The organism is Variovorax sp. YR752, assembly GCF_943372545.1.
The window spans coordinates 1-10886 of record NZ_CALRZC010000264.1; the positions used below are offsets into that span (position 1 = coordinate 1).

Sequence of the window (10886 nt, forward strand, 5' to 3'; positions counted from 1 at the left end):
GTCATCGGCGGCCCGCAGGGCGATTGCGGCCTGACCGGCCGCAAGATCATCGTCGACACCTACGGCGGCGCCTGCCCGCACGGCGGCGGCGCGTTCTCGGGCAAGGACCCGTCCAAGGTCGACCGCTCGGCCGCCTATGCGGCGCGCTACGTGGCCAAGAACGTGGTGGCCGCCGGCCTGGCCAAGCAGTGCCAGGTGCAGGTGGCCTACGCCATCGGCGTGGCCAAGCCGATGAACGTGACGGTCTACACCGAGGGCACCGGCAAGATCCCCGACGACAAGATCGCCGCGCTGGTCAACGAACACTTCGACCTGCGCCCGAAGGGCATCATCCAGATGCTCGACCTGCTGCGTCCGATCTACGAGAAGACGGCGGCGTACGGCCACTTCGGGCGGGAGGAGCCGGAGTTCAGCTGGGAGCGCACCGACAAGGCCGCGGCGCTGAAGGCTGCGGCCGGGCTCTGATCGAACGGCTCGGACGAGCCACGCTGACTGACCGGACGGGCGACGAAAGTCGCCCGTCGCGCTTTGGGGCGCGCCGCAAGCCATCGGTGCCGGCAATCCGCCACAGCCTGCCCCGCGCCGCTCCCGCACAATACCCCCACCCCCACCACGGTGCTCGCCTTGCTCCGCACCCTGCGCAGCCACTACCTGCTCGGCAGCCTGGCGACCTTCGTCGCCATGCTGGGGCTGCTTCTGTGGAACGCGCAGCTGCAGATGGAGCGCGCGCTGGACGAACGCTTCGCCGCCGAGCAACAGACGCTCGGGCCGCTCCTGGTGGCCGCGATCGGGCCGCTGATCGTGACGCGCGACTACGCGACGATCGCCGAGATCGTCGCCTCCAACGTGCACGAGGGGCGGCTCAGTCACCTCGAAGTGGTCGACAGCCGCGGCGTCCGTATCGCGCACAGCGGCGACGCCGGCGCCGCCGGGCAGCGCAGCGCGGCGCAGCCGATCGCGCTGGCCGGGCAGCGCCTGGGCGAGCTGCGCTTCGGCATCCCGACCACGGAATTGCAGCAGGCCCGCGACCGGCTGCTGCGCAACAGCCTGCTGATCGGCGCGGCCGTGCTGGCGGCTGGCGCGCTGCTGCTGCTGATCAGCACCACCCGGCTGAGCGACGGCTTCCGCCGGCTCTCGCGGGCCAGCCGCCAGATGGCCGGCGGCGACTACGCGACGCGGCTGCCGGCCAGCCGCGTGCGCGAGCTCGACGAGGTGTCGCAGGCCTTCAACCAGATGGCCGACGCCGTGCAGGCGCAGCTTCGCGCGGTTCGCGACAGCGAGCAGACGCTGCGCGAGCTGTTCGACACCATGTCCGAAGGCCTGGTCGTCGTCGACCGCGAGATGAAGGTCATCGACTGCAACGAGGCGATGGCGCGCATGACCGGCATGAGCCGCGAGGACTTCATCGCCACCAGCGGTTCGTTCGCGGCAACGCCGATGTTCGACGCCGACGGGCGCCCCATCTCGCTGGCCGAGCGCCCGGCCGCACGCGCCCTCGCCACCGGGCTGCCGCAGCGCGGCGCCGTGGTCCGGGTGCAGCGCCAGAGCGGCGCCACGCTCTGGCTCAGCGTCAACGCCACGCCGCTGCGACACGGCGGAACCGGCCAGATCCACGCCGCGTTCTCGACCATCACCGACATCACGCGCCACGTCGAGGCCGAGCAGCAGTTGCGCGGCATCAACGAGTCGCTGGAGCAGCGCGTGCGACTGCGTACCGCGGAACTGCAGCAGGCCAAGGAGGCCGCCGAGACCGCCAATCAGGCGAAGAGCGAGTTCCTCTCCGGCATGAGCCACGAGCTGCGCACGCCGTTGAATGCCATCCTCGGCTTCGCGCAGCTGCTGTCGCTGACCCTGGAGTCGGACGCCGAGCGCGAGCGCGTGCGCCAGATCGAGGTCGCCGGCTGGCACCTGCTCGACCTGATCAACGACGTGCTGGACCTGTCGCGCATCGAGTCCGGCACGATGAGCACCTCGGCCGAACCGGTCGAGCTCGGCGAGCTGATCGCCGGCGCGATGACGATGCTGCAGCCGCAGGCCGCCGAGCGCGGCGTCACGCTGGCCGCGCCGCTGGGCATCGAACACGGCGCCTGGGTTCAGGCCGACCGCAAGCGGCTGCGCCAGGTGCTGGCCAACCTGCTGTCGAACGCGGTCAAGTACAACCACCGCGGCGGCAGCGTGCAGGTCGAGGTGACTGCGGCCGCCAACGGGCAGCGCGGCTTCTCGGTCCACGATACCGGCCGCGGCTTCACCCCCGAGCAGCTCGCGCAGCTGTACCGGCCGTTCCAGCGTTTCGTCGGCGAGCACGAGGCCGTGGAGGGCACCGGCATCGGCCTGGTCATCACGCGCCGCCTCGTCGAGCTGATGGGCGGCACACTGGCCGTGCGCTCCGAGGCCGGCCAGGGTTCGGTGTTCACGGTGATGCTGCCCGAGTCCGAGGCCCCGCCTTCGCCGGTGCCGCCGGAGGCCCCGGTGGCGCCGCGCGCGACGGCCGGTGGTCGCCGCGCGCGGCTGCTCTACGTCGAGGACAACCCGTCGAACGTCGAGCTGATGCGCCAGGTGCTGCTGCTGCGCCCGGACGTCGAGCTCGAAGTCGCCACCGACGGGCCGCAGGGCCTGGCGCGCATCCTGGCCGGCGGGCTGGACCTGGCGCTGGTCGACATCGACCTGCCCGGCTTCGACGGCATCGAGCTGTGCCGCCGCGCCAAGGCCGAGCCGGTGGCCGCCGGCCTGCCCTTGCTGGCGCTGAGCGCCAACGCGATGCCGGGCGACATCCGCCGCGCGATGAACGCCGGCTTCGAGGTGTACCTCACCAAGCCGCTGGACGTGGTACGCCTGCTCGACGAGATCGACCGCCACATCACCCCGCCGGCCCCGGCACCGCGCTGATCGAGGAGTGCGACCATGACCCGCCGCCTGAACCGTCGCACCTGGCTCGGCGCTGCCGCGGCGCTGGCACTGCCGTCCGTCGCATCCCGCGCGCAGGACGCGAGTGCGCCGATCTCGATCAGCCTCGCGCCCTTCCTGTCGCCCCACGCGCTGCTCGCCGCCTTCCGGCCGCTGCGCGAGCACCTCGAACTCGCGCTGCGCCATCCGGTCGAGATGGTCAGCGCACGCGACTTCCGCAGCCAGGCCGACGCCGTGCGCGGCGGCCGCCACGACGCGGCGATGCTGCCGGCGCACGTGGCGCGGCTGGCCATGCTCGACTGGAATCACCGGCTGCTGGCGGCAACCCTCGACTCCCTGCGCGTGCAGGTGCTGGTGCGCAGCGACAGCCCGGTGCAGCAGGCCGAGGCACTGCGCGGACAGCGCATCGGCATGGGCGACGCGCTGTCGCTGACCGCCACCGTGGGCCGCCAGTGGCTGCGCGAGCAGGGCCTGGCCGCTGCGGTGGAGGTGGTCGAGCTGCCCTCGGTGAACAGTGCGCTGCACGCGCTGGACCGCGGCGAGGTGGTGTCGGTGATCTGCGGCGACAGCCAGCTGAACGCGCTGCCGCCGCAGACGCCGCGCAACTTCCGCGTGCTGGCGTCGATCGGCGAGATCCCGGGGCCGATGTTCGTCGGCCGCCCCGGGCTGCCCGAGGCGCGCCGGGAGGCGCTGCGCGCCGCACTGCTGTCCTTCACCCCGAATCCGGCGCGGCCGCCAACTGCGGCCAACGCCAAGCTGCATGTGCCCGACGCCGCGCAACTGGCCCGGCTCGACCCGCTCGCCGTGATCGCGCGGCAGGTGCTGGCCGGCGGCTGAGCGCCTGCCGCGGGCACGCCGGGCGCGAGGAGCGGGTCGACGCGCTCAGGGCGCGTCGGCAACGAGTGCGCCGCGGCGCTGCAGCGCCCCCGAACCCACCAGTTCCCCGACCAGCGCGGCGCACCAGCCCTCGGGCGTGCCGGCCTGCACGCGGCCGTGCCGGTGCCACACGCCGGTGAACAGCGGTGTCGCCGCCGCCCAGCGCAGCAGTTCGGCTTCGTCCTGCTCGCGCACTTCCATCAGGTGGTACTTGATCAGCACCTTCACGCCATGACGGGCGTGCCGCGCCGGATCGGCAACGAAGGAGGCCAGGCGCGAGCGGGCGCGCTCCAGCGCGCCTTCGACGTCGATGAACGGCGCGCCGTGGCCGGGCACGACCAGGCGCACCGGCAGTCGCGCGATGGTGTCGAGCACTTCGGCCACGTCGTCGAAGCCGGGCTCGCCATCCATCTCGGGGAAGACCACGCCGAAGCCGTGCTCCCACAGCGCATCGGCGGAGACCAGCAGGCCGTGCGCCGCATCGAACAGCATCACCGAATGCGGGTCATGGCCGGGCGCGGCAATCACCTCGAAGCGGCGGCCGCCGGCCTCGAGCACCGTGCCCGGCGCAAGCGTGTCGTGCACCTCGAAGCGCTCGCAGAGCTGGCCGGTGGCCTCGTAGCTGAGCGCATCGGCGGCCCACGCGCGCACCGACTCGGCGAGGCCGGGCGGGATGCTGATGCGCGCGCCGAAGGCCCGCGCCAGCGTCGCGTTGCCGCCGCAATGGTCGCTGTGCAGGTGGGTGTTGACGATGCGCGCCAGCGGCGCCCCGCCGAGCGATTGGCGCACCAGCGCGAGCGTCTGCGCGGCGTGGTTGACGTGGCTGCTGTCGATCAGCGTCGCACCCGGATCGCCCTCGGCCGCCGGCAGCAGCAGGTTGTTCGACGACAGCCAGCCGCGCTCGAAGACGGCGAGGCCGGCGAGCGCGGGGTGGGCGTGCACGGGCGGCGCAGTGGTCATGTGACGGATTCTCACCGAGCACCCGCCGCGGCATCATCGGTGCATGCCCAAGACCACGCTGGACGCCCTGCGCCGCCACGCCATTGCACGCACCTTCTTCACGCCGACCACGCTGCCGCGCGCGATCGCGCGGCTCGGTTTCGTGCAGGCCGACCCGATCCGCGCGCCGGCACGCGCGCAGGACCTGACGCTGCGCCACCGCGTCGCCGGCTACCGCGCCGGCGACCTGGAGCGGCGCTACCCGAAGCTGCCGATCGAGGAGGACTTCTTCGTCAACTACGGCTTCGTGCCGCGCGACACCCATCACCTGATGCACCCGCGCACACCGCGAACCGTGTGGACGAAGGCGCGCTGGAAGCAGGCGCAGGCCGTGCTGGAGTTCGTGCGCGAGCGCGGCGTGGTGCACCCCAGAGACGTGGATGCCGAGTTCGCCCACGGCAAGACGGTCAACTGGTTCGGCGGCTCGAGCAACGCCAGCACGCAATTGCTCGACGGCATGCACTACCGCGGCCTGCTGCGTGTGGCGCGGCGCGATGGCGGCATCCGGCTCTACGCGGCACGCGACACCACGCCGCCGCCGGCCGATCCGCGCGCCGCGCACGATGCACTGGTGGACACCATCGTGGCCAAGTACGCGCCGCTGCCCTTCGCGACCCTGGGCCAGCTGCTCAGCCACCTCGGCAGCGGCGTGCCGCAGTGGCGTGGCGAGCGTGGCGCCGCGCTGGCACGCGCCAGGGCCCGGCTCGCGCACGCGCGCATCGACGGCGTGGATTGGTTCTGGCCGGCGGGCGAACGCCTGAAGCGTGCCGATCCCGAGGAACGCGTGCGCCTGCTCGCGCCCTTCGACCCGCTCGTCTGGGACCGCCGCCGCTTCGAGCTGTTCTGGGGCTGGGCCTACCGCTTCGAAGCCTACACGCCGGCGCCGAAACGCCAGCTCGGCTACTACGCGCTGCCGCTGCTGTGGCGCGAGGCGGTGATCGGCTGGGCCAACGTGAGCGCGGGCAACGGCACGCTGCAAGCCGAGTTCGGCTACGTCGGCGGCCGCGCCCCGCGCGAGGCGGCGTTCCGTCACGCGCAGGAGGCCGAACTGGAGAGCCTGCGCAGCTTCCTTCAGCTGGGCTGAGGCAGCGCGCGCTGCCGCGCCGCCAGCGCGGCGCCCAGGGCGAGCAGGCCCGCCGAGATCGCCAGGCCGCGCAGCAGTCCGCCTGCGCCGTCGGCCACCCAGCCGACCAGGCTGGGCCCGACGATCTGGCCGGCGGCGAAGACGATGGTGAAGGCGGCGATGCCGGCCGGCCAGGCCGCGGCCGGCAGGTTGTGCCGCACCATCGCCGTGGTCGAGGCCACCAGCGACAGGAACACCGCGCCGAACAGCACGCCCGAGGCGAACACCGCCAGCGGGTGGGCGCTCAGCACCGGCAGCAGCGTGGCCACGGCGAGCAGCGCGTTGAGCAGCGCCAGCGGCTGCCCGCCTCGACAACGCTGCAGCAGCGGCGCCCACAGCCACGACGAGGCGATCACGCCGACACCGAGCAGCACGTAGAAGGCCACCACCACCGCGCCGCTGACGCCCTGCTCGCGCAGCAGCGTGACGATGAAGGTCATGTAGCCGATGTAGCCCAGCCCGAACATCAGGTAGCCGGCCAGGCCGAAGGCGAAGTCGCGCGCGCGGAAGCCCGAGCCGCGAGGCGGTGGCGGCACAGGCCGCGCCGCCAGCGGGCGTGTGCCCCGGACCATCAGCGCCGTGGCGGCGAGCGCTGCGGCAGCCAGCGCGATCCAGGCCGACGGCCAGTTCAGCGGCGGCACGATCGCCGCCGAGGCGATGATGCCCAGGCCGGTGCCGCCGTAGTACAGGCCGAGCACCAGCGCCGGCCTCGCGCCCGGGCGCTGGCCGAGGCGCGCAGCGAGCAGCCCGCCGGTGGCGAAGGTCGCCGCGCTGGCCACGCCGGCGAGGCCGCGCAGCGCATACAGCGCCGCATCGCCTCGCACCAGGCCGTGCGCGGCAAGCACGATCGCCGTGCCCCAGCCGCCGGCGAGGAACAAGGCGCGCGCATCGATGCGCGACAGCGCACGCGGCAGCAGCAGCGCACCGACCAGGTAGCCGACGGCATTGAGCGTGTTCATCGCGCCGGCGGTGGTGTAACTCCAGCCGAGCTCGGCACGCATCGGCGGCAGCAGCAGCGCGTAGGAGAAGCGCGCCAGGCCGAGCGAGACCGCGGCGCCGAGCGCGAGTGCGGCGGCGGTGAGGAACAGCCGTCGATCCGCGTCGCTCACCGGGCGCGCGCCTTCAGCAGCCGGCCGGCGAACTCCGCGAAGCCGCGACCGCGCTCGGCGCGCGTCAGCCACGCCGGCCAGACCTGCAGCTGCTCGGCGAAGCGCATCAGGTTGGCCACGCCGACGCTGAACGGGTAGTGCTCGAACATCAGCTGGTCGTTGGTCGAGTCGCCGACGTAGGCCCAGCGATCGCACTCGGCCTCGACGTCGCGGCCGAGCAGGCGCTGCACGATCCAGCGCGCGCCGCTGCGCTTGTCGTGTTCGCCGAACCAGCCGTTGACGTGGATCGAGCTCACCGTGGCGTTCATGCCCTCGGTGCGCATGATCGCCACCACCGCATCGACGTGCTGCGGCGGCAGCTGGGTGAACTCGCTGTGGTCGATCGCGATGTCGGTCACGCGGCCGGCGCTGTCGCGCGCCAGCGTCGCGCCAGGCACCTCGCGCAGCACCCGCTGCGCGACCTCGGCCAGGCGGCGGGCGTTGTGCGTTCGGACGGCCGCGTCCTGCGCGTACTCGGTGTGCAGAACGCCACCCTGCGCGAACAGCGCCACCGCGCCGTTCTCGGCAACGATCGCGTCGATCGGCCAGCCCTGCGGCGGCGGGCGGGCGAAGGCTTCGCTCCAGCCCATCGGACGGCCGGTGATGGCGATCACCGGCACGCCGGCCGCGCGCAGCCGCGCCAGCGCCTCGAGGGCTTCGGGTTCGATCGCACCCTCGTGCGTGAGCGTGTCGTCGATGTCGGTCAGCACACCGTGGATCGGCGCCAGCAGACGATCGGGGCAGTCGGCCAGGGGCAGGGCTCGGTCGGGCATGACGGGAAGTCTCGCATGGCGAGCGGGCGCTATGCTGCGGCCATGACCGAAGTGAAGCTGCTCCTCTTCGACGTGTTCGGCACGCTGGTCGACTGGCATGGCTCGATCGCCCGCGAGGTGCAGGGCGTGCTCGGCGCGCACGGCATCGCCGTCGACGGCGCCGCCTTCGCCACGGCCTGGCGCGACCAGTACCAGCCGGCGATGGAGGAGGTGCGCAGCGGCCGCGTGCCGTTCAGCAAGCTCGACGCGCTGCACCGGCGCAACCTCGACGTGGTGCTGAAGGACTTCGGCCTCGACCCGGTGGACGAGGCGACGCGGGTCCACCTCAACCTCGCCTGGCACCGGCTCGACGCCTGGCCCGACGTGACGCCTGGGCTGGCCCGCCTGCGCCTGAAGTACCGGCTCGCACCCTGCTCGAACGGCAACATCTCGCTGATGGCCGACCTGGCGCGCCGCAACGGCTGGCACTGGGATGCCATCACCGGCGCCGAACTGGCGCGCGACTACAAGCCCAAGGCAGTCGTCTACCAGTGCGCGGCCGAGGCCTTCGACTGCGCGCCGCACCAGGCGATGATGGTCGCGGCGCATTCGTCCGACCTCGCCGCCGCGGCCGCCGCAGGACTGCGCACCGCCTTCATCGCGCGGCCCGACGAGCACGGCCCGGGGATCGGCGAGACCGTGGCCAGCGTGCCGGTGGACGTCTCGGCGGACGATCTGATGGCACTGGCCGATCGGCTGGCCGCGCGCTGACGGCGACGATATGCTTCGCGCATGAGCGATCGCTTTGCCGCCTGGTGGCTGGTGCTGGTCGGCGTCCTGGTGGGCGGCGCGATCGGTGCGAGCTTCCCGCCGGACCGCGTGATCGACATGATGGGCGAGGAAGGCGCCGTCGAGCAGTTCACCGCGCTCGGCTTCTTCCTCGTCGCGCCCTGCGTCTGGCTGCTGCGCCGTGCCGGCGATCCGCCGCAGACGCTGGCCGCGTTGTCGGTCGTCTTCCTGGCCTTCTGCGCGCGCGAGCTCGACTGGCACAAGGTGTGGACCGGCACCAGCGTGCTGCGCGTGAGCTATTTCCTCGGCCCGGCGCCGGTGCAGCACAAGCTGGTCGCGCTGCTCGTGCTGGCCACGTTCGCGCTGGCCGTCGGCTGGCTCGTCGTGCGCCACGCGCGGGACTGGTGGCGCGGGCTGCGCGCGCACGAGGCCGTGGCGATCTCGGTGGCCGCCTTCCTCTTCACGATCGTGCTCGCCAAGGGGCTGGACCGCAGCTACAGCATCCTCACCGAAGACTTCGCCCTGGCCGTGCCGATGTGGGCCAAGGCCGTGGTCAACGCCGTCGAGGAGTGCCTCGAACTGACGCTGACGCTGATCGCGCTGCTGGCGCTGTGGCAGAACCGGCGGCGCGAAGGAGATGGACGATGAGCGACTCGACGCGACTCACGATCAGCGGCCTGCGCCTGCGTGGCGTGAACGTGCCGATGCGCCGGCCGCTGGTGACCCGCGGCGGCACGGTGGGCATCGCGCCGCTGGCGCTGATCGACCTGCACACCGAGCAGGACGTGACCGGCTCGACCTACCTGTTCTGCTACACGCCGCTGGCCCTGCAGCCGGTGCTGCAGATGCTCGCCAACCTCGAGCCCCTTCTCAAGGGCCAGCCGCTCGCGCCGCTCGACCTCGACCGCCAGTTGCAGCGGCAGTTCCGCCTGCTCGGCGCCAAGGGCGTGGTGGCGATGGCGCTGGCCGGCATCGACATGGCCGCCTGGGACGCGCAGGCACGCGCGCACGGCCTGCCGCTGGTGCGGCTGCTGGGCAGCGCGCCGCGGCCGGTGCCGGCCTACAACAGCAACGGCCTGGGCCTGATCGGCGCCGAGCGCGCGGCGGCGCAGGCGAAGGAATTGGCGGCTGGGTTCACGGCCATCAAGGTCCGCCTCGGCTACGACGATGCAGCCACCGACCTTGCCGTGGTGCGTGCGGTGCGCGGCACGATCGGCTCCGGCATCACGCTGATGTCCGACTACAACCAGGGCCTGTCGGTCGCCGAGGCGGTGCATCGCCTCGACGTCCTGGCCGGCGAAGGGCTGGCGTGGATCGAGGAGCCGACGCTGGCCGACGACCATGCCGGCCACGCGCAGATCCGGCAGCGCACGCGACTGCGCATTCAGATGGGCGAGAACTGGTGGGGGCCGCATGACATGGCGCGCTGCCTGTCACTGGGCGCCTGCGACCTCGGCATGCCCGACGCGATGAAGATCGGCGGCGTGACCGGCTGGCAGCGCGCCGCGGCGATCGCCGATGCCGCAGGCCTGCCGATCTCCAGCCACCTGTTCCCCGAGGTCAGCGCGCACCTGCTGGCCGCCTCGCCGACCTGCCACTGGCTGGAGTACGTGGACTGGGCCGAGCCGATCCTGCGCGAGCCGCTGAAGATCGAGAACGGCCACGCCGTGCTGAGCGAAGCGCCCGGCAGCGGAGTTGCGTGGGACGAGGCTGCGGTCGAGCGCTATCGCGTGGCCTGAATCGACTCACACTCAAAGACTTGCGACGGCGCTAGGGTGACCGGCGGCCCACGGCCCTGAGCTGAAGTCTGTGTGTGTCTGCTTTCGTGCCTTCTTTGAGCGTCGCGGCAGGCGCTGCCCGCTGGTGGCTCATTCGGCGGCGGTCGACGCTGCGCGCCGACTCCACTGCGATGCTCGCACCGGGGTCGTGCCGCAGAACTCACTTCGCGACCTGCGGTCGCTGCGTTCAAACAACCGCGGCAAGTCAGATCACGAAGCGCGCTGACGCGCGCCGACCCCGGCGCTGGCCTTGCAGGCCGCGTCGGCCCTTCGGGCCCGACCGCTCGCAAGGCACAAGCAGTCCACTGGACTGCTTGAGTCCCTGCTCGCCTTCTCGTCGCCGCCCAAATCGCCTCCAGCGGGCAGCGCCTTCCGCGAAGTCCACCACTGGGGTCCTGCGACCGGCATGCCACCGCTGGTTCAGCAAAGGCGCGTGCGGACAGGCTGGAGCGCGCCTCTGAGGCGCTGAGCAGCGCAGGGCTTGCGGCAGGCGCGCGGCAGCGCGCTTCGTAGACTG

The 10886-nt window shown here is 72.6% G+C and carries 10 protein-coding genes; 7 read left to right on the forward strand and 3 right to left on the reverse strand.

The window, feature by feature from the left end; all coding sequences use genetic code 11:
• The 3 genes from AAG801_RS36140 to AAG801_RS36150 all read left to right on the forward strand — a co-directional run.
• Positions 1 to 465, forward strand: a 465-nt coding sequence (locus tag AAG801_RS36140) for a methionine adenosyltransferase domain-containing protein (RefSeq protein WP_341892753.1), incomplete at its 5' end; no start/stop codon positions are given.
• A 150-nt stretch (positions 466 to 615) separates the two neighbouring features.
• Positions 616 to 2886: an ATP-binding protein gene (locus AAG801_RS36145; RefSeq protein WP_341892754.1), complete on the forward strand. Its 2271-nt coding sequence runs from the start codon at positions 616 to 618 to the stop codon at positions 2884 to 2886.
• A gap of 15 nt (positions 2887 to 2901) precedes the next feature.
• Positions 2902 to 3741 (forward strand): PhnD/SsuA/transferrin family substrate-binding protein, encoded by an 840-nt coding sequence (locus tag AAG801_RS36150; protein WP_341892755.1) that lies wholly within the window; start codon positions 2902 to 2904, stop codon positions 3739 to 3741.
• A gap of 45 nt (positions 3742 to 3786) precedes the next feature.
• Here AAG801_RS36150 and AAG801_RS36155 read toward each other — a convergent pair whose 3' ends face one another.
• Positions 3787 to 4740, reverse strand: coding sequence for an MBL fold metallo-hydrolase (locus AAG801_RS36155; protein WP_341892756.1), 954 nt, complete (start codon positions 4738 to 4740; stop codon positions 3787 to 3789).
• Positions 4741 to 4783: 43 nt separating this feature from the next.
• Here AAG801_RS36155 and AAG801_RS36160 point away from each other — a divergent pair, with 43 nt between their 5' ends.
• Positions 4784 to 5863: a crosslink repair DNA glycosylase YcaQ family protein gene (locus AAG801_RS36160; RefSeq protein ID WP_341892757.1), complete on the forward strand. Its 1080-nt coding sequence runs from the start codon at positions 4784 to 4786 to the stop codon at positions 5861 to 5863.
• Here AAG801_RS36160 and AAG801_RS36165 read toward each other — a convergent pair.
• Both AAG801_RS36165 and AAG801_RS36170 read right to left on the reverse strand, forming a co-directional pair.
• Positions 5851 to 7011: a YbfB/YjiJ family MFS transporter gene (locus AAG801_RS36165; protein WP_341892758.1), complete on the reverse strand. Its 1161-nt coding sequence runs from the start codon at positions 7009 to 7011 to the stop codon at positions 5851 to 5853. The genes AAG801_RS36160 and AAG801_RS36165 overlap by 13 nt on opposite strands.
• Positions 7008 to 7823 (reverse strand): HAD-IIB family hydrolase, encoded by an 816-nt coding sequence (locus tag AAG801_RS36170; RefSeq protein WP_341892759.1) that lies wholly within the window; start codon positions 7821 to 7823, stop codon positions 7008 to 7010. The genes AAG801_RS36165 and AAG801_RS36170 overlap by 4 nt, the downstream gene beginning before the upstream one ends.
• A 42-nt stretch (positions 7824 to 7865) precedes the next feature.
• Here AAG801_RS36170 and AAG801_RS36175 point away from each other — a divergent pair, with 42 nt between their 5' ends.
• Genes AAG801_RS36175 through AAG801_RS36185 form a run of 3 tightly spaced genes read left to right on the forward strand, consistent with a single transcriptional unit; the run spans position 7866 to position 10330 of the window.
• Positions 7866 to 8573, forward strand: a complete 708-nt coding sequence (locus AAG801_RS36175) for a haloacid dehalogenase type II (RefSeq protein WP_341892760.1) — start codon at positions 7866 to 7868, stop codon at positions 8571 to 8573.
• 21 nt (positions 8574 to 8594) lie between these two features.
• On the forward strand, positions 8595 to 9239 hold the full coding sequence (locus AAG801_RS36180; protein ID WP_341892761.1) for a hypothetical protein: 645 nt from the start codon (positions 8595 to 8597) through the stop codon (positions 9237 to 9239).
• Positions 9236 to 10330, forward strand: a complete 1095-nt coding sequence (locus tag AAG801_RS36185; RefSeq protein WP_341892762.1) for an enolase C-terminal domain-like protein — start codon at positions 9236 to 9238, stop codon at positions 10328 to 10330. The genes AAG801_RS36180 and AAG801_RS36185 overlap by 4 nt, the downstream gene beginning before the upstream one ends.
• Positions 10331 to 10886: the final 556 nt, after the last annotated feature.

What these genes read in the sequence shown, in the direction of transcription:
- AAG801_RS36150 (WP_341892755.1), top strand. Translation starts at nt 2,902, where the DNA reads ATGACCCGCCGCCTGAACCGTCGCACCTGGCTCGGCGCTGCCGCGGCG.
- AAG801_RS36155 (WP_341892756.1), bottom strand. Translation starts at nt 4,740, where the DNA reads ATGACCACTGCGCCGCCCGTGCACGCCCACCCCGCGCTCGCCGGCCTC.
- AAG801_RS36160 (WP_341892757.1), top strand. Translation starts at nt 4,784, where the DNA reads ATGCCCAAGACCACGCTGGACGCCCTGCGCCGCCACGCCATTGCACGC.
- AAG801_RS36170 (WP_341892759.1), bottom strand. Translation starts at nt 7,823, where the DNA reads ATGCCCGACCGAGCCCTGCCCCTGGCCGACTGCCCCGATCGTCTGCTG.
- AAG801_RS36175 (WP_341892760.1), top strand. Translation starts at nt 7,866, where the DNA reads ATGACCGAAGTGAAGCTGCTCCTCTTCGACGTGTTCGGCACGCTGGTC.
- AAG801_RS36180 (WP_341892761.1), top strand. Translation starts at nt 8,595, where the DNA reads ATGAGCGATCGCTTTGCCGCCTGGTGGCTGGTGCTGGTCGGCGTCCTG.
- AAG801_RS36185 (WP_341892762.1), top strand. Translation starts at nt 9,236, where the DNA reads ATGAGCGACTCGACGCGACTCACGATCAGCGGCCTGCGCCTGCGTGGC.